Origin of the sequence: Ulvibacterium sp. (genome assembly GCF_965228935.1) — a bacterium.
GTDB lineage: Bacteria > Bacteroidota > Bacteroidia > Flavobacteriales > Flavobacteriaceae > Ulvibacterium.
In genome coordinates, this window is sequence record NZ_OZ245846.1 from 5,328,251 (window position 1) to 5,353,040 (window position 24,790).

Here is a 24,790-nt window from a genome sequence, read left to right on the forward strand (position 1 = left end):
TTAGATAGCTTTCACTGCTTCGGCGGGATTCATTTTCAAAGCTCTTCTTGCCGGAATCACGGCTGCGATCAATGCCACTACGAGTGTCATCAAAGTGATATTCAAATACAGGACGGTGGGTAGTTTTGTATAGACTCTGGAATCCATCCCAAAGCTTTCAAGACCTTTGCCAACCGTTGAAAGATCAATACCGTGAATTCCAAAATATTCTATTCCCCAAATGGATAGGAGAACACCAAGCGGTGCCGCTACAAGTGACAAGAAAAGGGTCTCCAACATAATCATGGCAAATACCTTTCGCCTGTCCATGCCAACGGAAAGTAGCATGCCCAATTCCCTTTTTCGCTCCAAAACAGCCATAAGCATAGTATTCACTATTCCGAATGTCAATGCCAGTAAAATGATACCCATGAAAATGTAGAGAAAGTTGTTCATGGTCTTTTGTGTATAGCCCAGTTCCGGGGCGAGTTCGTCCCAGGTTTCCACAAGATTATTTGTCGGAATTCGGCTTTTAACCGGAATCGTCCGATTGATGTTATCACAGAGAATGGCTATTTCATGATACTTGCCACTCAAGTCGACAAGAGGGGCTAAATCGTTATATTTTACAAATACATTTGCTTCATCAAATGAACTGTTCACTGTTTTAAAGATTCCCTCGACCCTAAAACTGGTAGCTATCGTATTATTACCGGCATCCAGAAAATTCAGCACTACTTTGGAGTTGACCTTTGCATCCAATTTGTGGGCCAGTTTTTCGCCAATAATTATTGGATTTCTCTTCAGCTTGTCCAAATAGGTGCCCTGCACCAATTTTTCAGAAACATTGGTGACTTTTTTTTCCTCCTTGGGATAAATGCCCATGATTTTCACACCATAATTGCCATGGGCCGTTGACGCCATTCCTTGTAAAACCAAACGTTTTGAATACGCCGATACATGCCTCATAGTATCTACTTTATCCAAAATAGCCCTGCTTCCCGTGATGGTATCTTTTTTGTCAAAGTCTACCTGAAATTCAGGACTGTGTATTTGAATATGTGACAGATAAGTATCAATGGAACTTTTTAAACGCTGATCGTTCAATCCTGTGGTCACGGCCATAATAAATAGACCCGCCCATATCCCTACAACTATGGAAGCTATGACAACACCGCTCCGTAGCTTGTTTCTCCAAACGTTTCTCCATGCTATTATTACCAATGTTTTCATTTTTTGCAATGATTTAGCCTCTCATAGCTTTTAGAGGATTGAGTTTTTTAATGATTAGTATAGGGTAAAGCGAAACGAGGAGAGCGATGGAAAAAATAAGCGATGCGTGAACCAATGGAAGATCCGGTTGTATGTAAAAGGGAATCTTGGCACTGAAACCAAAGGTTTCCATCATCTCCGCTTCCGTACCGGGCAGTACCAAAGGATCATAATGCTTCCATAGCATTAGGGGATAGGCCAAAAGAACACCAACCAATACTCCTAATAGGGACAAAATGATAGTTTCCATAAACACCATGAGTATCAGCTTCCCTTTTTTCATACCTATCGAGACCAACACACCAAATTCGTATTTTCGCTCTTGGGTCATCATAAGTACGGTACCAAAAATGCCGAAGATGAGAATCATATAAAGAATGGCTACCATCAACAATCCGCCCACGTTATCGGCCAAAATTGTTTGTTGCAGTTCGGGCATCATTTCTTGCCAGTTCATGACTTCAAAACTGTCGTCCAACCCATCCGAAATGGCCTTTTGTACCGTTTTTAACTGGGCATTGTCTTTTTTGTCTATCACAAGACTTGTGGCAATTCCATCAGCACTGAAAAGACTCTGGGCACCTTCCAAAGTCATTAATGCCGTTACCTTGTTCAATGTTGGATTTTTAAGATCTACAATACCCGAAACATGAAATTTATCGGCGGCCAGCATGCCATGGTACCCTTGTCCCAAGAACACTACCGTATCATTTATATCTGCTTTGAAATACGACGCCACTCCTTCTCCTATGATAATGTCCTTTGGGTTTTGGGGAAGTGTGCCCTTTGCCAGCTTGGACGCAACGTCCTGTAACTTAAGCTCTTTTTCAAAGTCCAACCCGTTTAAGGCTATCACTTTTGTGAGGTCTCCCATGGACAGTAGGCCATAATTTTCCAATCGTGGCAACAATGCCTCAACACCTTTGGTGTTCGATACTTTGTGCATCAAACTATCGGTCATGACCACCGACTTATCTATTGACCGTTTGTCCCAATACCCATTTTCGTGTATCTGGATATATCCTGTATACGAACCCACCACATTATCTATCATGCTTTTGTAAGTTCCCAACTGCATGGAACGCATTATTAGGGAGAGGAATACAGCGATTAAAATGGAAGCAGCCGTAATGACACTTCTTTTTTTGTTTCGCCAAATATTTCGCCAGGCAATTTTTAGAATCACTGCTTTGCCATTTAAGTATTAGTGGATACGCTTCATATAATTTGTGGTAAAGTATTCCTCCGGGATGTCCATATCAAACTTCCACTGGTTGTAAGTAATCACCGTGGATTGCCCGGGTTTATCCACAGGTGTAACAGTCAATTTGGAAGGGAGTAGCTTCCCATCAAATGTCTTGACCTCCGATCCGACCATCTGATTCACTAAAAACATATCTTCATCATAATAATCCGTTTGCATCTGCATATATTCCTTTTTGTCTATCCAGATGATAATTTTTCCCCAAACAACGGCGGCCTCGGGTTTTGGGGTCAGTTCAATTTTCCAGCACGGATACCCTTCTTTCTCTTCTTTGCCAATAATCTCCTTTGTGTAATCGATTACCAATGAAGATTGTTTGATTAGATCGTCATTGGTCAGATCCGTTCCCATCCAATTTTGTAGCATCATGGAAGGTGGAAACTTTACGGTTCTCTCGAGGGTAAGAAGGTAATTCCAAACTTCTTTTTCCCGCATTAAAAACACGGTGCCCTTTTCTTTGGCGGGACTTGTTATCACGGAAACGGAATAGTCCGAACCTCTGCTCCATCCCCTCATTTTCATTTCTTTGGACCATTTTGGACGAATGATATCGATAGTCAGTTCCGTATAAGAGGACGTTCCCCGTAACTTGTCATCGGATTTCTTGACAATTTCATCAGCAGTTTGACCGTATGAATAGGATGTTGTTAAAAATAGTATGGTTAATATCCTCAGTTTCATTTCTCTTATTTTTTGGGATTCATATAATCGTTTATAATATTTTCCTTGATTTTGTTCAAGGGGTAACTTTCACCAAAAATCATGTATTGAATGCCTATTCCATCCATCAAAGCCCCAAGTTTAAAAGCCTCGTTTTCCGGATTCTCATAACCTATCCCTATAAATAGTTCTTCCAATTGTTGGGCTAGGTCCGTATATACATTGGAAATCGTTTTATGTACAGAGGGTATCGACCCTACGTGAAGGGCCAACGATACAATAAGACTCCACAACTCCTTCTTCTCCTTTAGCACACGGAAAAATCCTTCAATGACTTCCCGAATGACCTCTTTAGGGCCCAAATCCTTTAAGTGGCCTTCGGCCAAGCCCAGTTCTGTGGCCTCTTTTAAAGCAAAGTCAACAACTGCATTCAAAAGTTGTTCCTTGTTTTCAAAATAGCTGTAAAGAAGTCCTTTCGACATCTTCACTTCTTTTGCAATATCACTTATGGAGGTATTGAAATAGCCACTTGTCGCAAATAATTGTAGGGCGCCCATAATAATCTGTTTCCTTTTTAATGCTCTATGGGCATCCAATTGTTTTTCTGTTCTAGGACTCATTTTTTTAAATTGAACGATTGGTCAAAATTAAAAAATATTTTTATCCGAAATCTATTTTGTGAAATCTTTAACTGAAAAAAGTAATATTGCTTGCCTTCAGATCTTTTACCAATTATCTATACCGAATTTTTGTATTGCGCCAAAAAGTATCCTTTAAGTGCAATGCGTTTAAATCGTATCCATCAAAATCCAGGACAGAAAATATCGAAACGATTTTCCTATGTGGTCACTAAACAAAAAAGCCTTCAAGTTTGAAGGCTTTTTTGTTATTCAGAAATTTTTAGTGCTTATTTTCTGTCCGCAGTTCGTATTTGGAATTGAATACCCCTCAGGGGAAAATCCAGAATTCGGTGAACGGATTTCTGATTACGAGCTTATTCTTCCATAAATGGAAACCCTACGAAAACAATTTGAAAAGAAAACATAAGGATATACTGTCTAAAACCCGTTATAGACCATCATCTTTTTGATAAGTAATAGTACTACGGCGACGAACAGGCAACACGTAAAGGTAAACACCTTCTGTAAATTGATACGTTCTTTCATAATCAACATGATTTGGAATACCTCAAATTTGGGGCAGTCCGGAATCATTTTTGGGATTTATCGATGTAAGAAGGGATTTTTGGTATGAAATAAGGTTATACTTCCATTGGTCGAAGTCAACATGCACATGGTCTGGGAACGGAATACTCCCGAAATTCGGATTAAATGGCCTTTTTTACGGACCATCGGGATGGGAAACCATGAAATTCCGTAAAAATTGGCTTATAGGGTCTTTTCCTTTAAATAGCGCCATAGTACCGTTTTATAGGTCCTTCCTATTGGGATGACCTCCCCATGTATCCATAAAGAATCGGAATCATATTGTTCTATCCGATCCAGAGAGACCAAATATGATTTATGTACCCTAACAAAACTATCTTCGGAAAAAATTGAACTATAATACCCCAAATTGCCCTTTACCTTGATTTTTTGGTCGTGTAGATGGATAATACAATGGTTTCGATCCCCATGCACATAACCAATATCCCGTTCATGGACTTTTCTATACACAGCGCCTTCCTTACAAAAAAAGTACCGGTCTTTGTCAATTCCCTTGCCCACCGAAGAGGCCTTTGGCATGGATTTCATCTCCATGGCCTTACTTATGGCAGAAAGGAATCGATGATAGGGGATTGGTTTCAAGAGATAATCCACTACCCCGAGTTCAAGTGCCTCCAGGGCATATTCCTTGTAGGCCGTTGTTATGACAATCTTAGGCGGATATTTTAAAATCCGAATAAACTGTAAGCCTTTGATGCCCGGCATTTGCATATCCAAAAACACCAAATCCACCCTTTGGGTCTGTACATAATACAGGGCTTCGAACGCATTTTGAAAAGACCTTAGCAAGGTAAGTCCTTGCGTTTTTTTCAAATGCTTTGTCAAGACATCGATGGCCAAAGGCTCATCATCAATAATTACGCATTGCATTGGTTTCTATGGGTATTTTTAAGTTGACAAAAAATCTATCTTTCCTATCCGTAATGGCAAGGTGGTATCTTCCCGGATAAACATGTTCCAATCGCTGTTTTACATTTTTAAGCCCAATACCATTTTCAGCTCGGTCTTCCTCGGAAAATGAGGGTTTAGAATTCTCCAGATCCAATATCAAAACATCCTTCAACAGTTCAATTTTACATCGTATCCAACACTTTTCATAATCTTTGGAAGTACCATGCTTAAACGAATTTTCAACAAACGGAAGAAGAAGCAAGGGCGGAATCTTTTTGTTAGCGGTTGTTCCTAAAATGGTATGGCTTAAATCCAGCTTGTCCCCATATCGCATTTGTTCTAAAGCCATATAGTTCCCTAAACATTCCAGGTCTTCTTCAACGTCTACCCATGTCTCTTTTGCCTCATACAGTATAAAACGCAAAATGTCCGAAAGTTTAACGACCATATCCGCCGCTATTTCCGGGTTCTCCAATATCTGGGCGTATAATCCATTTAAGGTGTTAAACAGGAAATGCGGATGCAACTGTGATTTTAAGAGTTGCAGTTCATTTTGAATATTGGATTTGATACGATTGACATGATCCAGTTGCTGTTTTTCACGATCTCGTACCAATTTAACGACTACTACCATTGAAGATACTATGATAAGATCCAATAAGGGTGAGATAAGTTTTGCCAGGTTATCCGGAATCAGCTTGGTGTCAACGTCAGGAAAATAAATCGGATAAACGGTAGCCCATACCAACAATCGCAAAAAAAATATTCCGACAATCAAAAGTATTCCAAATTGCAAGAATGCCAGTCCATATTTTTTTTTCAATACAAATTGGGGCAGAATAAAATAAAGTGTGACGTATACCGTAAAAAACTTTGCGGGCAAGGATGCCAGTTCATACGTGATATGCAATCCCAGGTCGGGTTCTTGTACATAGTAGATTCCTACGGTAAAAAGGACGTACAGACCCCAGAAAACACCATGCCTTGTTATTCTTTTCATAGGTAAAGAAATCTTGACCAATTTAGAGGTAAAATGATTGCACAAATCAATACTAAGTATAAAATAACAAAAATTGAGTACCAATTACACAATGATAAGTACGTATAACAAAAAAGTGTTTTTCATGCGCTTTGGTGAAAAATAGTAGGTGTTTGATACTATTCCGTAAAAGGAAGAACTGTTGAAATTCTACTTTTAATACAATCAATGGAACCAAAACTTTGGATTTATGCATACCAGTAGACGAAAATTCCTAAAAGATTTCTCCATAGCCGGAGCCGCAACTTTCTCCATGCCATTTATACTGCCCAATTCCATTTCGAGAGTTAAACTAAACGTATTGGTACTGGGTGGTACAAACTTTTTGGGACCCGCCATCGTGCAGTCCCTTGTAACGAAAGGACACCGCGTAACCCTGTTCAATAGAGGAATTACCAATCCGAATATGTTTCCCAAACTATCCAAAATAAAGGGAGATCGGGAAAAAGGACTTACCGGATATCGAAATCTGGCAAAGGGAAAGGAAATTTGGGATGTTGTCATCGATGTATGGCCGCAAGATCCCAATTTTGTCCAAAATGCTATTACTATTTTACAAGGTAGGGCAAAGTACTATGTTTTTGTGTCCAGCATAGCAGTGTATTCAAGTTATGAAGCCATCAGATTGGACGAAAATACAGCAAGGCGAAAAGGAGATGCCTATGAGGAGGGCAACTACAACCTCAACAAGGCACTGTGTGAAAAAGCAGTGGAAGAAGCATTCCCCGATCGATTCATCATAGTACGGCCCGGTGCTATAGTCGGTGATAGGGATTCCGGTCCTTTTGGGAGATATCTGCTAAATCGGATAAAGAACCGAAAAGAAATTCTGGCGCCCGATTCCAATGATCCCGTTCAATTCATAGACGCCCAAGACATTGGTAATTTCATTGCACAATGCATCGAAAAAAAAGTCGGGGGACATTTTAATTTGGTAGGCCCGGCCTCAACCATGGGATATAAGGATCTGCTCATCCAGGCGAAAAAGACACTAAAAAGCGAGGTGGGGATACTATGGATGGACCCTAAATTCCTAGTCGAAGAGGTTAAGCTCGAGCCCTTTATGGAAATTCCATTTTGGATTCCCGTGGCTTTGGATCCCGAACCTGGTTTTTATCAGATCAGCAATAAAAGGGCCATTGACCATGGACTAGTGTTTACAGATTACAACGAGACCGTTAAAACAAGCTATCTTTCCTTTAAGGAAAAAAGATTCATTGAGGAGGAAGGATACGATGTGGTTTTTGGCATTTCCGAAGAAAGGGAGGACGCTATCATTGCAAGATGGAAGCAAAAGAATAACTAGGGTGTGCTATGGATCTGGGCCTATCTCTTCCCAGAATTTGCCTTAATCAAGCTGCACGAAAGCGGTAAAACCCATTCATCAATTGATGATTATCTCATCTGCAAATACCCATGAAGGCAATCCAGCGGCATGATGCCAATACGGGGTTTTGGTATTCCTTGCTTGAATCTTAATATAACGTGCTTGTACCGGTTCAAAATCCATATCAAAATATTGGATGTCGTTTACTTTGCTATCCTTTTTTAAGGGATAGGGATTAGATACCGAACCCAGTCCTTGGAAATCCTTGTTGTCCGAAGATATTGAATAGGAAACTGTGGATGGTAAAAACACTATATGATTGGTTACCTGTAAAAAAGCAAGGGAGATTGTCCGTATCTCCATAGGTTCTCCCAAATCCAGGATCACCTCCATATCATTCCCTTCGTATCCCAGCCAATTGGCATAAAAACTGCTTCCCCCTAAGGCGCCGTCCGTAAGCACCATGGGATTCTCATCGGCATATTTTTTGGGATTCGTTAAAGTAACCACTTTTTTGCCTTTTGCCTTATTGGGTTTTTGTGCAATTTCCAGTGCGGATAGATAATTTTTTCCATATTCTCTTACCGTAAAGCCCATTTCATTCATAAGTTCTATGTCATGATTGGAAGTTGTTTCCATAAAGTTGTCCAATACGGACACTACTCCAGGATTGGCTTTTTTTGTCCCTCCATCATTCGTAATCATCAAAGTGTACTTCCCATTGATATTCTTTCTACTGGCCTCCAAAACGGCATAATCCACCCCTAAGCGGGCCTTCCTTACCCTGGTTACCAGCTCCGAACTATTGGCAACGACCTTTTCGGCCTTATCGAACAATTCCGTGTATCGGGTCAATAGTTCCGGCCGTAGATAGGAACCAAAAGCCTCGGAAGGGTCTCCATATAGGAATAAAAAGAAATCCGCATCTTTTTCCAGTTCGCTATGGATCAAATCTACATATTCCTTAATATATGCCCCGGCCGCTCCATAATACCCCTCCGTAAACTCTACCAACAAGGTGTCCGGATCCAACTCGGGATTCCATAATAATTTTGCCGTAATGTACGATCGTAGTTCAAAAAGTTCGCTCGGATTATGGCTATGCTGCTCAAAAACCCATTTCGCATTGTTATCCCTAAATAATTGAATATTGGGCCGTAACGTATGCATATTGGGAAATGGTGCCAAAAAATTGGTAAACTGGGTGGTATAGTCCCAAATCCTAACGTTGTCCGTTAATCTTCCCCAACCTTCCAAATCCATGGCGAAATCGGTACACTTTTCAGAAATTGGCGCCGCGCGGTCACATTCTATGGAACAAAGGGTAATCAATACATTATCGGCCGGTCTGGTCTTACAGGGTTTACGGGTATACTGATAGGCCAGGGTTGAAATGGTCTTATCCGGAAAATCAGCCGCCACCTGGTTTACGAAGCGGATCATGGTACCCGAAGAACTGCCTTCTTCCTCATCGATCTTGTGGCAAGCATCACACTGACAATGTTGTTGATTATCATCCTGACTCACAGAAACCACAGAGGCTTCTGGATTTCGTGTGAACAAGGCGGCTACGGAATCCTTAACGATTTCCAATACCTTTTCATTGGTTAGGCACAATTGGGTCGGCAATCGTTGATCACCCCTTAAGGCATAATATTCAGGATTGGATCTATAAAATTTTTCTTCCGGCAAAAACCGATGAAAGGTGTGTACCTTGGCCTCCGGGGCATAATACGGAAAGGACTCATAGGTTACTTTTTGCTGATCGGCAAAGCTTTTGTTTTCATAAAATAGTTTGGAATGTACCGTTCTCGTAGTTATATCCGGTGTATAGGCATAATCGATAGGTTTTAATGCCATGGTCGTTAAGGACGGAATGTGTATGGCATCAGGGGCATACCATTTACAACCTAGGTAGCGCTCCAAAAATTCATAGACCGCATACCGGGTATCCAAATCGGAATGGCCAAAAATGAACACATTCTTTGCCTGGGATTTGATAACAATTTGATGGGGCTCCAATGGCTCCCCGTTAATGTTTCCAATATAGATTTTAGACTTTTCGGCATCTTGGGAGCTTTCATCCACAATATCCAGTGCCACCCCACTTATTTTTTGCAAATACTCCTGTAACAATTCCGCTGATCGATACTGGCTTTCCGTGGCTTCGCCCATAAACACTATTTCATAATCCGACCTTCCGTTTTCAACGATTTGCAGACTGTCATTGGTACATGAAACCAGGAAAAATCCCGTCATCATCAGAAATAGTATGTTCATTTTCATAGGCGCAAATTTTTCAACGCACTCTTTGGCAGTTCCAAATAAACTGTACAATACCCTTATGGCTTACTTAGGGAGGCCTTATAAATGGAATTCAAGAGACTGCTCTTTTCCTTGGTATCGTTACCCAATTCCCAAAACATTATACCGCCTAGCCCTTTTTTCATGGCATATTCGGTCTTCAAGCGAACGGAAACCGTATCATCATAACTTATAAAAATACTGTCCTTGGCGCTATACAGGTAAGGAGCCTTGGCAATAGCATCCCAATATCTAGTATAGTTCTTGTCGCTTTCAAATTCCTTCCTGATTTGATGGTAGGCACTCCAGCCAATATGGGCGCCGGAGTTGCGTTGGTATAATCCATTATCCTTGGGAGGTACCCCTTTCCATGCGCGACCATAAAAGGCAGCACCGATGACAATTTGTTCAAGCTTTACACCTTGATCCATGCAAAAGGCGACAATCTTTTCCGCTGATCTCGGCCCATAGGTAAGGCCCCGTTTCTTCATGGCCTCTTTTCTTTGGTTGACATATTCCTCGGCCGGTGTTCCCGAGATGTCCTCATCGGTTATCCATCCCAAGGCGGTATGATGGCCAGTGAACGGGGATGTGGCTCCTATTTGGTCATAGGTCATGACGTTCATGTAGTCCACATGCTTCATCACTTCAAGAAGTTCTATGTTACGGTAATACGGTTTCCATCCGGCAGAGGCGAAGGTAAGGGTTTGGTTCCTTTCCAAAGTATTGAGGGCTTCCCTTAGTTCTTTCATCAAGAGTGTAAAATTCTGTTTGTCCTCTGGGCGGGCCCCGGTATTTGCTGCCGGTATTGCCGGATATTCCCAATCGATATCCAGCCCATCCAATTCATATTTCCGGTTGAAATCCAAAACACTTTGTACAAATTTTTTCCTGTTTTCCGCAGTATGCGCCATATCGGAAAAACCGTCTGCACCCCAGCCTCCACAGGCAATCATGACCTTTAGTCTGGGATGGTGTTTCCTTTGAGCTACCAACTGCTGAAGTTGTTCCCCCGCCTTTTCGTTCCCGAACTTCATTTCACCATCGATTACATTCGTAAAGGAAAATATGATGTGGGTAAGCTGATGTAAAGGTAATTTCTCCGGTGCATATTCCTTCTCCGGAACATAATAAGCCATAACCATGGTGGAATCCGGTTTTTTGGGAATATCCTTTCCATCCGGGACAAACGAAGAAACCAAAAGAGCTGTAAGAAAAAAGAAAACGGCATATTTTAAATACTTCATAGGAAAATAGTTTACTTCTAAAGCTAAATCAATAAAGGGACTCCCCCATAATTTATTAGACGGAAAGCATAGCAAGAAGCATACACGACAATCTGCGCACCTCTATTCAAAAGATAGGATGGAGGCGTTTACCAGATTATCATGTGAAACAAAATATCCCTTAAGCGGTTTTCCATCCAATTGGATTCCTTTAATCGCTCCATTCGTATCCATTGAACCGCTTCGAACAATCCTTAATTTTTCGTTTTTGTAATACTTGTTGTCCAAATGAACGGTAATGGTGTCAAAAACCGGTTTGGTAAGGGTATAAATGGGTTCTGCGGGATTGACCGGATACAGTCCCATCATGGAAAAGACTGCCCAAGCCGACATGGTTCCGGTATCGTCGTTTCCGGGCAGGCCGTCCGGGCTGTTCTTGAAATAGGTTTCTAAAAGCTCGGATACTTTCTGTTGGGTTCGGTATTCCTGGCCCTTTACATAATTGAACAAATAGGGATAGGCGATATCCGGTTCATTGGCCATATCAAACTGATCCTTGTCAAAGACATCCTGAAGCCGATTTACAAATGCCTTGGATCCTCCCATCATTTTCATCAGTCCCTTGATATCATGGGGCACCATAAAGGTATATTGCCAGGCATTGCCCTCGATGAATCCCAAGTTCTTTTCAAAATTGGCCCCTGATTCCGGATTGTAAGGTCTTAACCAAGTACCATCATCATTTTTAGGTCTCAACAGATTTATACTCGGATCAAATAGACTTCGGTAAGACAGGGCTCTTTTTGCAAATCGTTTTTGATCTTCCTTTTTGCCCAATTCCTTGGCCAATTGTGCAATCGCATAATCCGTAATATTGTACTCCTGGGTTGTGGAAACCGAACCGCTATTGGTCGTCTTTGTGGTAAGGTACCCTTTTTCCAAATAGTCTTTAATTCCAGGTCGGAGCGGATTGTCCTCCATTTGATCTGCGCTTTTGAGCATACCCTCATACGCTTTTTGGACATCAAAATCACGGATTCCCTTAAGGTAGGTATCCGCAATGATGATTCCGGCCGGATCTCCTACCATAGTGGTAGTTTCCGTAGCGTTCAGTTCCCATTTCGGAAGCCAGCCGCTTTCCTCATAAATCTGCAACATGCTCTTGACCATGTTGGACTGTTGTTTGGGATACACCAGACTCATTAACTGATGTAAATTGCGATAAGTGTCCCAAAGCGAAAAAACGGTGTACCGGGTCCCGTCCGTTTTCAAAGTTTCCCTTGTCCTCATTTTAGGATAGTCCCCATTAACATCGTTCAGGGTATTGGGATGAATCAAGGTATGATAGAGTGCCGTGTAGAACTTGATTTTATCCTCTTCCTTGCCTCCTTCTACCTCAATTCTGGACAAATATCGGTTCCATTCCTCCTTGGCACTTTGTAAAATTTGATCAAAACTTCTATCGGAAGTTTCCCTTTCCAAGTTTTCCCGGGCATTTGCTATACTCACGTAGGATATCCCAATTTTCAATTCCAATTGGGTCGGCTTTTCGAAGCTATATCGCATATACGCACCTATACTATCGCCAACCACCTCCTTGGTGTATCCCTCCATCAACCTGGGTTTTCCATTGTATTTCTTCATCCATTGGGATTCGACCCCGTTGTACTTTGTCGGTTTTTTCCAGGTTCCGAATTCCTGGGCCGGTCTTGAAAAACGGGCCACAAAATACACAGGATAGGCTTCCTCTGGTTTGAAGTAGCAAAATGAACCTACCGATCGCATTCCTTCTATTTCAGTGGGGGAAACCACCTTAACGCTGGCTCCTTGCTCATTGGTAAGTCCCAAACCTAAATTCAATAGAACATTCGCATCCCCCTTTGGGAAGGTATAGTTACTCACCCCTACCCTTGTGGTAGCTGTAGCTTCCATCTTGATATCATATTTATCCAAATGATTGGAATAATAACCTACTTCCGATACTTCCGAGGAGTAGGTGGATCCGTATTTCAAATGATCGGTCTTTATCTCCCCGGTAGTCGGCATGGCCAAAATTACGCCTAACTCAGGACAGCCTACCCCACTTAGGTTCACATGGCTGAACCCCGTTAAAAATGTATTTTCGTGGACATAGGGTGTGGACAGCCAGCGACTATCCTTTTCCAACGGCAAATTTTGTTCTCCCGCTACATTGAAGGGCGAAACATTGGCCATCCCCCTCACCGCAATGGGACCTGGATTTGTAGTGCCAAAATTGGAAGTTCCGATAAACGGGTTTACGTAGTCCACCGGTTTTTCTTGTGCCATAAGGCACATGGTTACGAAACAAGAAAGAAAAAATATCCTAAATGCCATAGTGTTGTTTATTTCATTACTTTACTTAAAGAACCGGTACCCTTTTCCATTGTCATTCTTGGTAGGTCATATATGCCGATACCAACCAATGATTATGTTGGTCTCCCTCGTTGGGGGTCGCAGGAATCTTTATCGATAGTTGATGATTTCCCTTTTCTATGTTGCCCAAATCCACTTCATACGGGAGCACCGACGACCCGGGACACCAATTGGATCTTGACAGATCGGAAGAAGCTAGGCGTTCTTCTATTTCCTTAAAGACCTTTTTATGGTTTTGGTCGTATACATAGGCCGAATCCTTTTTTGTCCAGACTCCGGACGAAGGATTGAATCTTCTAAACGATGCACAGTCATCTCTCCAAGGAATGGTATCTATGATATTCCTACCGTTAAAATATACTTGATTTCGTAACTTTATGAACTCGTCCCCACCACTATGTCCTCCATGCCCGGAAGTTGTATAATGAAGTCTGGCGTTCTTCATTATCTCATGAGAGAAAAAGTCCAGCCTCAGATCGGATTTCGCAAAAAGATCAGGTATTTTTTGACCTTCCACATAATACACCGTATTGACCAATGGCAATACCTTGACCTTGGATCTTGGTCTACCCGAATAGGTCAAGGACACATCCACGGAATAGCCATCGGACGTCCATGTATCTATCCAAACCCCGATATAGAAAGACCCGGTCACCAAGGATTCCAATTCCGAAATATCCTTTTCCCAGACAACCTCCTTTTCCCAATTGGGAACATAAACCGGCCGGTTGTATTTTACCCGTGGATTCTTTTCCTCATCACTAAAATGGCCTACTCCAAATGGGGTCATAAACCTCAATAACTCCACAGCGGGTGTATAGCCATCTCCTTTCAGAATTCCGGGGTAATCACCATTTAATTGTGAAGATTCAGGAAACACTTCCCTTCCTTGGGAAACATCAATGATATCCAATTTTTCCGGCTCTGTAATCACAAAGCAGGAGCCCGATTTATCCCAGGGATCTCCTTTGGATCTTAGGACTATTTTGATGGAAACATCCGTTCCCTTTTCAAAAATAGGTACATCTACCTGTCTAAATACCAAACGCCCATTTTGCAATCGTCCATGTGACATAGTATCTACGGCATCCCCACCAAAATTTATGGAAACATTTTTAAAAACATCCACAATGCGGGGCCTTACTTCCTCTTGCCCGTTTAACATACAAATGGACACCAAGAAAGTTATTAATGTAGCTATTTTCGCTTTTGGAAACATCGTAATTTGGGATTGTGCTCTATTTATTCAATTCCACAGCATTACCGTGTCCCCGGTATAGTAGCAGTTCATCTTCCAGTGAGACTTCAACAACGGTAACATATTGATCTAGGTTTTCTTTTTTAGGTATCCCAATACGAAGTATTCCTGGGATATTGTTCCATTCTGCACCGCCATTTCTTTCAAAGGTCAGCGTTTCACCATTGCCCAAGATCTTAATCGATGCCACCTTGTTTTGTATCCCCTTTAGTTGAATATAGTTCTTTGGATTGTTGAACAAACAGAGATACAACTTCTTCCTGTCCTTACTTATTAAACTAGGCCCATAAAAATGTCCATAAGGCAGACCCGCCTCCGTATTAAATACCGCAGTTTTGTGTTTTTGTATCCAACCTCCCAAAACTTTCAAACGCTCTCGTTGCTCTTTTGCAATCGTTCCATCGGGTTTGGGCCCAATATTCAACAAAAGATTTCCCCCCGAAGCAATGACTTCCACAAAAGTCCTTATAATCTGTGAGAAAGGCTTGTAATTGGTATCTGAAGGAAAATAGCCCCAATTATCGTTCATCGTCATGCAAAATTCCCAAGGACCTTCGGGGCGTACGACTGGAACTCCTTGTTCCGGAGTTTTATAGTCACCATAGTCGTTTAATCGGGAATTCACTAGTACTCTTGGATTCCATTTTAACAGTGAATCCTTTAGGGCCATGGAACCCCATTGATCGGCCGATTTTTCCCAATCCCCATCAAACCAATACAGATCTGGATTATATAGGGCACTCAACTCACGAAGCTGCCCCCTATAAAAACGAACGAATCGTTCCCAAGAATCACTATTTTTCTGCTTTTTTGGGGGATAGTCCTTGGTAGTATCAGGCCTTGGAAACACCACTTCATAATCCGGGTGCGACCAATCACATAAAGAAAAATACAGTCCCACTTTTAACCCCTCTTTCCTTAGGGCCTCCACATAAGGGCCTACCAAATCGCGCTTAGCAGGAGTTTTTTGCACAACGTTCAAATGGCTCAATTTTGTATCCCACAAGGCAACCCCATCATGATGTTTTGTGGTGAGTACGGCATATTGAGCCCCAATTTCTTTAAATAATCCGGCCCACTCTTCGGGGTCATACTTGGAAGCAGTAAATTTTTCCCCTTGATCCATATACTCACCATATGGGATTCTCTTGTGATATAGAGACCAAGATTCCGTGATCCCGTTTACACCATAATATCCCCAATGGATAAACACTCCCAATTTTGCGTCCTTGAACCATTCCAATCGCTCCTGTTGGTCCGTAACATCGGATTGGGCCCAAGAAATCCCGTAAAACATGTAAAGCAAAAGCAGCAAACCCCTCATTTCATGTTTTGTTTGTTGCTCAATGAATACGGTACGGAATCTGCTGATACCCCCCAATTTTCATTGGGTTCCGATCCCATTTCAAAAATAAGCTCCCCTCCATTTTGGACTGTTTCTACTCCCAACCATGTCTGTTTAAAATTGAGTCCATTGAGGTTCGCGCTCTGAATATAGGGTCTATTTTTTCTATTCCCATTGGCCTTAATCGAAAAAGTATTTCCGTTTTCCAAGTGCAGTTTTACCTCATCGAATAGGGGACTACCGATTACAAATTGGTCAGTGGCCGGTGCCACAGGGTAAAAGCCCAGGGCACTAAAAACGTACCAGGCCGAAGTTTGTCCGTTATCTTCGTCGCCACAATAACCATCCGGTGTTGGGGTATACAACTTCGTCAATACTTCACGGATCCTTTCCTGGGTCTTCCATGGCTTACCGGCATAATTATACAAGTATATCATATGTTGAATGGGCTGGTTCCCGTGGGCGTAATTCCCCATGTTCATGATTTGCATTTCACGTATCTCATGAATGGTAAAACCGTAATACGAATCATCAAATATCGGTGGCATTTCAAAAACATGGTCCAGCATCTTCGTAAATTCATTTGATCCACCCATTAGATCGATGAGGCCCTGTATATCATGAAAAACGGACCAGGTATAATGCAGGCTATTCCCTTCCGTAAAGGCATCCCCCCATTTTAGGGGATTAAAGGGAGATTGGAAGCTTCCATCCTTGTTCTTGCCCCGCATGAGTTTTGTAGATGGATCAAAAAGGTTTTTGTAGTTCATGGATTTGGAGAAGTAGATATCCGCCAAACTATCCTTCCCCATCGTTTTTGCCATCCGGGCTATGGTAAAATCCGCATAGGCATACTCCAACGTACGGGCCGCATTTTCATGGATATCCACATCGTAGGGAACATAGCCCAATTCGTTGTAGTAATCCACACCTTCTCGCCCTACGGAAGTTTCCGGCCGACCTTCTTCCACAGTAGCATTTTTAAGCATGGCCTCAAGCAATATGGATTTATCCTTTTCGGGTACGTTCCCTTGCAAAAAAGCATCGACGACAATCGGTGCCGAATTGGAACCGATCATTACATTCCGATGTCCGGGACTGGCCCATTCCGGTAACCAACCTGACTCCTTGTAGGTATTGGCCAAACCTTCCATGATCTGGGAGTTTAAGGTAGGGTACATCATATTGAAAAAGGGAAATACAGCACGAAACGTATCCCAAAAACCATTATCCGTAAACATGTAGCCCGATTCTACTTTTCCATTATTAGGACTGTAATGGACCACCTTGTTATCCTTGTCCAATTCATAGAACTTCCTAGGAAATAACAGTACTCGATACAAGCAGGAATAAAAAATCCGAATATCATCCAAGTTATCCGAGGTAACCTGAATGCGATTTAGTTCCTTTTCCCAGGCCGAAGATGCTTTTTGCCGGGTTTGATCGAATGTGTCATTGCCTATTTCCCTATCCAAATTCAATTGGGCCTGCTCCGGACCTATAAATGAAGAAGCTACCCGTACGTGCACTTTTTGGCCCCTCTTGGTCTTGAACCCAATGATAGCCCCCACATGATCCCCTTCGCTCTGGGTCGTATTCTCTTTTAACCTCCAATTATCTCCCCAGGTATGGTTCAACTCAAAATCCGTATCGAACTGGGCCACAAAATAATTATGGAAATTCTCCGGTACTCCCCCACTGTTATTCCTGCAATACCCGATTATCTTTCTTTCATCAGGAAGAATCTTTACCATGGAGCCTTCGTTGAAAGCATCAAGTACCACATAAGCGGAATCGGTTTCCGGAAAGGTAAACCTAAATTGGGCCGCACGCTCTGTTGGGGTCACTTCCGCGATAACATCATAATCGGCCAAATAAGCGCTGTAATAATCCGGACGGACGGTTTCCGATTTATGCGAGAACCAAGAGGCCCGTTCATCTTCCTGGAACTTTAAATCACCTGTCACAGGCATAAATGAAAAAGCCGCGTAATCGTTTACCCATGGACTCGGTTGATGGGTCTGTTTGATACCCCGAATTTTATAATCATCGTAGTTATACGTCCATCCATCTCCCATTTTAGCGGTCATTGGCGTCCAAAAATTCATTCCCCAAGGGGTGGCAATAGCGGGATAGGTATTCCCGTTGGAAAGACTAAATTCCGAATCCGTTCCCATAAGGGGGTTAACATGTTCCAAAACCGAGGTCGTGTCATTATGGTTATCCTCCGAAACGGATTCTTTGGAGGACTCCTTACAGGCGAAAACCATCAAAGCTAAGGCTAGGCTACCAATTGTTTTTACAAAGCGAAGTTCTTTTACATTTTTCATACTAGTGGTATATTTTGTTTATTTGGGGAGTCTGTAATGCCCTACTATCGGCCAATTCGGAATCGTTTGTCATACTAAAGACCAATATTCCTCCTGAAACAATCTCTTTATGGGTAATATAACTTCTTTTCAGGCTTTTCCCATTGAGCGAAACACTTTTAACAAAAGCATTCGCCTTAAAATTTTCTGTTTTTATCATAAATGTCTTATCGTTCCCCACGTCCACAACGGCTTGTTCAAATAAAGGTATGCCCAAATGATATACTCCCTGTGCCGGATTCACGGGATAAAACCCTAGGGCACTGAGGATATACCAGGACGACATTTGCCCGCAGTCCTCATTGCCACAATGTCCGTTTGGTTCATTCTTATACTGTCCCACCAAAATTTCACGAATCAACGCTTGGGTCTTTGAAGGCCGGTCTAGATAATTATACAAATACGCCACATGGTGACTGGGTTCGTTTCCGTGGGCATATTGGCCTATCATTCCTGTACTGAAGATGGGCAATTTATCCTCAGGAGATGGGGCATATGTAAACATGGAATCCAACTTCTGTCCAAAACGTTCCTGTCCCCCGGTTTTGGCAATCAGACCTTCAACATCATGTGGAACGAACCAATAGTAGTGCCAAGCATTGCTTTCACAGAAATAGGGGGAATACTCCTTGGGAACAAAGGGTTCCAGAAACTTCCCGGACGCGTCCCTGGGCTGTAACCAGGAATTTTTGTCATTGTACAAATTCTTCCAGTTTTCCGAACGCTCCAAAAAATAGGTGTAGTCGTCCACTTTGCCCAAATCCTTGGCGAACATGGCGATGCACCAATCGTCATAAGCGTATTCCATGGTCTTGGAAACGGACCAATTTTCATGTTGGCCATCAACCGGGATAAAGCCTTTCTCCTTATATACATCGATTTCACGTTCGTCTACCATTGCACTCTCCCTACAGGCTTGGTATGCCAGATTTACATCAAAATCAAAGCCTTTAAAGTAAGCATCCACAATAACGGGTACGGCATGATAGCCTATCATCATATTGGTCTCGTTCCCCTGCATGGACCATACCGGAAGTGTCCCGGTCTCCTTATAATGCGCCAGCATGGAGTTGATCATATCTGGCACCCTTTCTTGCTGAGTTATCGTATATAAGGGGTGTGCCGCCCTAAAGGTATCCCATAGCGAAAAGGTGTCATAACGGTCGAATCCTTGGGCCACTGCTACGGTATCGTTGGCTCCCTTGTACTTTCCGTCACTATCGCTCAACAAGGTAGGGGCCAACATGGATTGATACATCATGGTATAAAAAACACTTTTTTTGTCCCGGTCATCTGAACTTATCTTGATTTTTTGCAGCTCCTTTTCCCATACTTTTTTAGCTTTTTTTTCGTACAGGTTAAAATCAAATCCGGCAGTTTCCTGTTCCAATGCCTTTGCAGCACCTTCTTGACCCGCCGTGGATAGTCCAGTTTTTATAACCAATTGCTCATCCTCCTCCATACTATAGTGCAATGCAATTTTGGTGTGGGTACCCTTTACCGGGGAGGTCGTTTTTTCATCGTCCAGGAATACGGTATAGGAACGAAATGGCCGGGAAAAATGCATTTCGAAATACAATCGTTGGTCCTTGGCCCATCCCGTGGACATGCGATGGCCCTTAATGATCGAATCGTTGACTACTTCAATATAGGTGTCTGTAGGTCTATCCCAATTCAAGGCATATCCCAAATCCACATAAACGGTGGTTTCCTCGTCCTTGGGAAAAGTATATCTATGAATGCCCACACGCTTGGTCGCGGTTAATTCTGCCTTTATGTTAAAATCCAATAGATTCACCCCGTAATATCCAGGAGAAGCGGATTCCCTGTCATGACTGTACCGTGAGTAAGGTCGAAAACCATTTTCAGCTATTCTTTTGGAAGACCTGCTATTGGTGGGCATAACCAAGATATCATATAAATCTCCAGCACCTGTACCGGTTAAATGGGTATGCGAAAAACCGCTTATGATACTGTCTTGATAGTAATAGCCCGCAATCCTATCCCATCCGGGAATCCCAATATCCGGACTTAACTGCACCATACCGTAGGGGACCGTAGCTCCCGGATAGGTATTGCCCGGCCCACCGGTTCCTATGAACGGATTAACGTAGTCCGTAAGTTTTTCCTGAACGGGAGAACGTACCTCATCTCCACAACAGCAAAAGGAAGCAACAGTTAAAATGAGAAAAAAACGCCTTGTCCACATATACTCCATTAATCTTCTGCCTTGAATGGTTACCTCTCCTATTTTATCACTTACAATTGTGTATTGACGATGGCTGCACCAACATACAATGATCTAGTTCTCCTTACTCAAGAATTTACCATCTTCCTTGATCATCAAAATTCTTTTTGTAAAAGGACTTTGGGTGAATAAATTCCATCCGGAACCATGTTCCTCAATGGATACCTTGATTTCCTCATCGGCAATAATTTTGGATAGATTTGATACTTCCAGTTTTACCGCATCAAAAGCATCTCCGGAATTCAATAGTCTTCTATACAGATTATAAAGATATCTTTTGATCTGGTCGTCCTGAGGAATTTCAAAATCAGTGACATCCAATTTCTTAGTAGAAAAATAGACATAACCCCAATGCTCCGGTTCGTGCATATTGATTACACCTTGGGGAGACCATACCCAATTGTATTCGGGAAGGTATTTTCCATTTTTGCCCTTTTTTCTGGAATAGCGCCTATCCGTCAATTCAAAATCCCAATTGACCCTTGAAAAATTAATCCGCCAAAATTCGTTTTTGGGAGGCTTGTTGTTATTGCTGGCCTCGGTAAGCACAGACCAAGGGATGGCAATTTCAACACTCCATCCCCTATCGATATCATTGGATATGTTCAGGGTTCCATCTATTTGAACTGCCGATTTTAAGCCTTGGATATCCCAACTATCCAAAACTTTTCCCTGGTTTCTATAGGGTTTGGTCAAAAAAAGATCCCAAACCGTATTCAAGGCGTTCATTTCAAACTCCATATAATTATGGGTATCCCCATCCGGGTCTATAAAAATCTCAAAGTCGTTGTTATAAAAAATTACCGTGTCCCGTTGCTTTAACGTACCCCAAATATGAGGTTCCTCCATTTGTGCGAAAAAATAGAGATAGGTATCGTCCCAAAGCATTTTCATTCGGGTTTTATACCTAGGTTTTTTTATTCCTTCAATATCAATGAAATCGTTACTCCATTTCGCATTGAACCATGAAGGTTCATCGGCCTTTCCATCAATACTTAGAGGCTCGGCAGTCTTTAGGGCCACATATTTTCTTGGTGCTTCCTGTGCAGCCAATTGAATACAGCCCATGTACAAAAGAAAAAGTATAAGGCTAGCCGTTTTGATTCTTCTTAAAGACTTGTCCTCCATTTTCTATAAACTGTTTTGCTTGGTAAAAGCAATTATTTCCGAAATATGGCCAAATGCCAAGGCTGTTACCGTATCTGCCGCTCCATAGTACAATGCTAGCTTGTCCTCTTCCAAGGAATGCAAAGTGGCACACGGAAAGATGACATTAGGCACATCCCCGACCTGTTCATAGATTTCCGCGGGGGCCATTAGGTAAGGTTGTGTCCGGTATTTGACCTTATCCGGACTGTTCTCGTCCAATAAAGTGGATCCTACGGAATAGCGAAAGCCATTGCAGGTCTTTATCACCCCGTGGTAAAACACCAGCCAACCTTCATCTGTCCAAATGGGTACCGGGCCGGCACCAATCTTGGCACATTGCCATGCACTATCATTAAAAGGGGCAACTTTCATCACACAACGGTGTTCGCCCCAATATTTCATATCCGGGCTGTAACTTAAGTAAATATCGCCAAAGGGGGTATGACCATTGTCACTTGGCCTACTTAGCATGGCGTATTTGCCGTCTATTTTTTTCGGGAACAGTACCCCGTTTCTATTAAAGGGCAAAAATGCATTTTCACATTGAAAGAATTCCTTAAAGTCAAAAGTATATGCTATCCCAATGGTAGGGCCATGATAGCCGTTACACCAGGTAATCCAATAGCGATCCTCGATGAAGGCAACCCGCGGGTCATACTTGTAGTCGGAATCTATCATCTGGGTGTTCCCCGCCTGCATTTGTATGGGCTCATGATTTATACTCCATTGAACGCCATCTTCACTGAATCCGGCATGGATGTTCATTTGGACAGCTTTGCTATCACAACGGAAAACTCCGGCAAATCCCTCTCCAAAGGGTACTACGGCACTATTGAATATACTGTTTGATGTAGGGATGTCATAACGACCGATAATAGGATTTTTGTTATAACGCCAAAGTACATCGGTACAATTTTTTGGCTTGGCCTGCCAAGGTATTTTGTTCATTAATTTAGGCTTTATCTGCTAATTCACTTGATTTTAACTTGTCATACCAAGTCCTTTTCAGGATTACCGATGTGACGATCATGAGCAGGACCACAAAGGCCATACTGTAGTACTCCTTGATTATAAGGTAAATGGGGAACAGGACAAAGGTCATCTGCCAAACGATGCCTATCAAACAATTGAATGTATCCCTTAAAAAGTCCTTGTTCGGTTCAAAATCAGGGTCTTCCTTCTGTATTTCCCGGATAACAGGTTTCCAGAAACCCCATGGTTTGGTCGTTTTATAAAAATGTTTCAACACTTCCATATCATCCTGTTTTGCAAAAATCACCCCTAGGAAACATCCTATAAAGGAAATCAGCAATATCAAGGGAAACAGATAAATCGCCGCGGTATCAGGGTACAATTGCGGGACTATGGTCGCCGCTACAAGACCGGCCAACATTCCCCAAAAATATCCGTAGGAATTAAATCGCCACCAAATCCATTTTAACGCATTGGCCGCAGCGTACCCGCCGTATAAAGCGGAGGTGAGCCATAGGGTAAGGGTATTGATGGAGGAGGCAAAGAATCCTCCGATAAGTCCAACCACCACAATGATAATGGAGGACAAATAACTATAGCGTACATAGGTCTTTGCCGAAGCATTCGGGTTGATATATTTTTTATAAATATCGTTTACGATGTAGGCCGGGGCAGCATTGATAAAGGCTGCAAACGTTCCCATGAAGGCCGCCAAAAGGCCTGCCAACAGTAGCCCTTTAAAACCTATAGGTACAAAACGTTGAATGGCGACCGGAAGCAAAGTCTCAAAATCAATCCCTTCCCCCATCGCCTGTAGCTCGGGGCCTAGGTATACAATTCCCAAAACGGCAAATCCGGCGATCATTAAATAGCGGGGGATGGAGAGAACTATTATAGTCAAACCGCTCATTTTAGCAGCCTCCTCTTCATTACGGGTGGAAAGGACACGCTGCATATCGTAACTTGGAACGGGACCTGCCAAACTTGCAAATATCCCTTTAAAAATCATCATCATAAACAAAAACCCAAAAAGGGAAAAGCCATCTTCCTCGATCTTCGTGTTTACACTATCTATGTACCCTGTCCAATCCAAATCCAATTCCCATCCGAAGAATACATCATGCCACCCCTCCGGTACGGCAGCGGTAACTTGATCGGCCGTAATGGAGTTAAAGGCAATATATCCTATGACAAAACATGAAATCGTCATAATTATAAATTGTAAGACCTCGGTACCAACAACGCTATACATACCTCCCTTTAAGGTATAAATTGTGGTAAGTCCGATAATAATCAATGCGTAGGCTTGTTCCGAATTAATGGGCAATGGCCCCAGTTCAAAAGCAAGGTCCCAGGGGAAAAAGATGGTCGCAAACTTACCAATGCCCTCAAAGAAATAGGCAATAAAGCCGAGAGTACTTATAATGGCAAAAATCGTTACGATAATATGCGACAATTTGGCGCCAAAGCTTTTACCAAAGCGATAGGTTATCCACTGGGCACCGGTCATTACATTGGAGCGCCTTAGCCAAGCGGCCAGAAAGACCATAATGAAGACTTGGTTCCAAATGGGCCACAGCCAAGGCAGCCAGGCACTTTTAAGGCCATATACGAACATAATGGTAACCGCCCACATGGTTCCCGAGATATCGAACATACCGGAAGCATTGGAAAGCCCCAAATAATACCAAGGTATTTCGTTTCCTCCCAAAAAATAAGAATCGATGTCCTTTGAAGCCCTTTTGGAAACCCAAAGCCCAAAAAGAACGGTAATCACTACATAGCCGATAATTATTCCGAGGTCAATACTTGATAGTTCCATAATATGTCGATTGGTTTTAAAGTTTAGTTGGTGGTTTATGGTTTA

General features: G+C 42.3%; 17 protein-coding genes. 1 reads left to right on the plus strand and 16 read right to left on the minus strand.

Features of this window, described 5'->3' with window-relative positions; genetic code table 11:
- From ACO06Y_RS22540 to ACO06Y_RS22565, 6 genes are all read right to left on the minus strand, one after another.
- Window positions 1-1,212 carry an ABC transporter permease gene (locus ACO06Y_RS22540; RefSeq protein WP_422081317.1) on the minus strand — a complete coding sequence of 404 codons (1,212 nt, stop codon included), beginning with the start codon at window positions 1,210-1,212 and terminating at the stop codon, window positions 1-3.
- A gap of 13 nt (window positions 1,213-1,225) precedes the next feature.
- On the minus strand, window positions 1,226-2,437 hold the full coding sequence (locus ACO06Y_RS22545; RefSeq protein ID WP_422081318.1) for an ABC transporter permease: 1,212 nt from the start codon (window positions 2,435-2,437) through the stop codon (window positions 1,226-1,228).
- Window positions 2,438-2,455: 18 nt separating this feature from the next.
- Window positions 2,456-3,196, minus strand: coding sequence for an outer membrane lipoprotein-sorting protein (locus tag ACO06Y_RS22550; protein WP_422081319.1), 741 nt, complete (start codon window positions 3,194-3,196; stop codon window positions 2,456-2,458).
- A gap of 5 nt (window positions 3,197-3,201) precedes the next feature.
- On the minus strand, window positions 3,202-3,795 hold the full coding sequence (locus ACO06Y_RS22555; protein WP_422081320.1) for a TetR/AcrR family transcriptional regulator: 594 nt from the start codon (window positions 3,793-3,795) through the stop codon (window positions 3,202-3,204).
- Between the two features lie 768 nt (window positions 3,796-4,563).
- Window positions 4,564-5,271 carry a LytR/AlgR family response regulator transcription factor gene (locus tag ACO06Y_RS22560; protein WP_422081321.1) on the minus strand — a complete coding sequence of 236 codons (708 nt, stop codon included), beginning with the start codon at window positions 5,269-5,271 and terminating at the stop codon, window positions 4,564-4,566.
- Complete coding sequence (locus ACO06Y_RS22565) at window positions 5,252-6,292, minus strand: sensor histidine kinase (RefSeq protein ID WP_422081322.1); 1,041 nt, start codon at window positions 6,290-6,292, stop codon at window positions 5,252-5,254. The genes ACO06Y_RS22560 and ACO06Y_RS22565 overlap by 20 nt, the downstream gene beginning before the upstream one ends.
- 229 nt (window positions 6,293-6,521) lie before the next feature.
- On the opposite strand from ACO06Y_RS22565, the gene ACO06Y_RS22570 reads away from it, so the two are divergent.
- On the plus strand, window positions 6,522-7,637 hold the full coding sequence (locus tag ACO06Y_RS22570; protein WP_422081323.1) for an NAD-dependent epimerase/dehydratase family protein: 1,116 nt from the start codon (window positions 6,522-6,524) through the stop codon (window positions 7,635-7,637).
- A gap of 78 nt (window positions 7,638-7,715) precedes the next feature.
- Here the strand turns inward: ACO06Y_RS22570 and ACO06Y_RS22575 are convergent, their stop codons facing one another.
- The 10 genes from ACO06Y_RS22575 to ACO06Y_RS22620 all read right to left on the minus strand — a co-directional run bounded on the left by ACO06Y_RS22575 (window position 7,716) and on the right by ACO06Y_RS22620 (window position 24,745).
- Window positions 7,716-9,944, minus strand: coding sequence for a DUF4838 domain-containing protein (locus ACO06Y_RS22575; RefSeq protein WP_422081324.1), 2,229 nt, complete (start codon window positions 9,942-9,944; stop codon window positions 7,716-7,718).
- 56 nt (window positions 9,945-10,000) lie between these two features.
- Window positions 10,001-11,209, minus strand: coding sequence for a glycoside hydrolase family 18 protein (locus ACO06Y_RS22580; RefSeq protein WP_422081325.1), 1,209 nt, complete (start codon window positions 11,207-11,209; stop codon window positions 10,001-10,003).
- Window positions 11,210-11,311: 102 nt separating this feature from the next.
- Window positions 11,312-13,495, minus strand: coding sequence for a GH92 family glycosyl hydrolase (locus ACO06Y_RS22585; protein ID WP_422081326.1), 2,184 nt, complete (start codon window positions 13,493-13,495; stop codon window positions 11,312-11,314).
- A gap of 100 nt (window positions 13,496-13,595) precedes the next feature.
- The gene (locus tag ACO06Y_RS22590) at window positions 13,596-14,801 is read right to left on the minus strand and encodes a PNGase F N-terminal domain-containing protein (RefSeq protein WP_422081327.1); all 1,206 of its coding nucleotides are present in this window, start codon (window positions 14,799-14,801) and stop codon (window positions 13,596-13,598) included.
- Window positions 14,802-14,820: 19 nt separating this feature from the next.
- Window positions 14,821-16,164 carry an alpha-L-fucosidase gene (locus ACO06Y_RS22595; RefSeq protein ID WP_422081328.1) on the minus strand — a complete coding sequence of 448 codons (1,344 nt, stop codon included), beginning with the start codon at window positions 16,162-16,164 and terminating at the stop codon, window positions 14,821-14,823.
- Window positions 16,161-18,515, minus strand: a complete 2,355-nt coding sequence (locus ACO06Y_RS22600) for a GH92 family glycosyl hydrolase (RefSeq protein WP_422081329.1) — start codon at window positions 18,513-18,515, stop codon at window positions 16,161-16,163. Before ACO06Y_RS22600 ends, ACO06Y_RS22595 begins: the two co-directional genes overlap by 4 nt.
- 1 nt (window position 18,516) lies before the next feature.
- Window positions 18,517-20,763 (minus strand): GH92 family glycosyl hydrolase, encoded by a 2,247-nt coding sequence (locus tag ACO06Y_RS22605; protein ID WP_422084212.1) that lies wholly within the window; start codon window positions 20,761-20,763, stop codon window positions 18,517-18,519.
- 93 nt (window positions 20,764-20,856) lie between these two features.
- Window positions 20,857-21,930 (minus strand): carbohydrate-binding family 9-like protein, encoded by a 1,074-nt coding sequence (locus ACO06Y_RS22610; RefSeq protein WP_422081330.1) that lies wholly within the window; start codon window positions 21,928-21,930, stop codon window positions 20,857-20,859.
- Window positions 21,931-21,933: 3 nt separating this feature from the next.
- Window positions 21,934-22,899: a glycosidase gene (locus ACO06Y_RS22615; RefSeq protein WP_422081331.1), complete on the minus strand. Its 966-nt coding sequence runs from the start codon at window positions 22,897-22,899 to the stop codon at window positions 21,934-21,936.
- Between the two features lie 4 nt (window positions 22,900-22,903).
- Entirely contained in the window at window positions 22,904-24,745 is a 1,842-nt protein-coding gene (locus ACO06Y_RS22620) for a sodium:solute symporter family protein (protein WP_422081332.1), read from the minus strand.
- Window positions 24,746-24,790 lie beyond the last annotated feature (45 nt).

Excerpts from the sequence above, each read along its gene's own strand:
- ACO06Y_RS22585 (WP_422081326.1), bottom strand. The coding sequence starts at position 13,495 with ATGGCACAAGAAAAACCGGTGGACTACGTAAACCCGTTTATCGGAACT.
- ACO06Y_RS22575 (WP_422081324.1), bottom strand. The coding sequence starts at position 9,944 with ATGAAAATGAACATACTATTTCTGATGATGACGGGATTTTTCCTGGTT.
- ACO06Y_RS22550 (WP_422081319.1), bottom strand. The coding sequence starts at position 3,196 with ATGAAACTGAGGATATTAACCATACTATTTTTAACAACATCCTATTCA.
- ACO06Y_RS22565 (WP_422081322.1), bottom strand. The coding sequence starts at position 6,292 with ATGAAAAGAATAACAAGGCATGGTGTTTTCTGGGGTCTGTACGTCCTT.
- ACO06Y_RS22615 (WP_422081331.1), bottom strand. The coding sequence starts at position 22,899 with ATGAACAAAATACCTTGGCAGGCCAAGCCAAAAAATTGTACCGATGTA.
- ACO06Y_RS22590 (WP_422081327.1), bottom strand. The coding sequence starts at position 14,801 with ATGTTTCCAAAAGCGAAAATAGCTACATTAATAACTTTCTTGGTGTCC.
- ACO06Y_RS22620 (WP_422081332.1), bottom strand. The coding sequence starts at position 24,745 with ATGGAACTATCAAGTATTGACCTCGGAATAATTATCGGCTATGTAGTG.
- ACO06Y_RS22580 (WP_422081325.1), bottom strand. The coding sequence starts at position 11,209 with ATGAAGTATTTAAAATATGCCGTTTTCTTTTTTCTTACAGCTCTTTTG.
- ACO06Y_RS22555 (WP_422081320.1), bottom strand. The coding sequence starts at position 3,795 with ATGAGTCCTAGAACAGAAAAACAATTGGATGCCCATAGAGCATTAAAA.
- ACO06Y_RS22570 (WP_422081323.1), top strand. The coding sequence starts at position 6,522 with ATGCATACCAGTAGACGAAAATTCCTAAAAGATTTCTCCATAGCCGGA.
- ACO06Y_RS22600 (WP_422081329.1), bottom strand. The coding sequence starts at position 18,515 with ATGAAAAATGTAAAAGAACTTCGCTTTGTAAAAACAATTGGTAGCCTA.
- ACO06Y_RS22595 (WP_422081328.1), bottom strand. The coding sequence starts at position 16,164 with ATGAGGGGTTTGCTGCTTTTGCTTTACATGTTTTACGGGATTTCTTGG.
- ACO06Y_RS22560 (WP_422081321.1), bottom strand. The coding sequence starts at position 5,271 with ATGCAATGCGTAATTATTGATGATGAGCCTTTGGCCATCGATGTCTTG.
- ACO06Y_RS22610 (WP_422081330.1), bottom strand. The coding sequence starts at position 21,930 with ATGGAGGACAAGTCTTTAAGAAGAATCAAAACGGCTAGCCTTATACTT.
- ACO06Y_RS22540 (WP_422081317.1), bottom strand. The coding sequence starts at position 1,212 with ATGAAAACATTGGTAATAATAGCATGGAGAAACGTTTGGAGAAACAAG.
- ACO06Y_RS22605 (WP_422084212.1), bottom strand. The coding sequence starts at position 20,763 with ATGTGGACAAGGCGTTTTTTTCTCATTTTAACTGTTGCTTCCTTTTGC.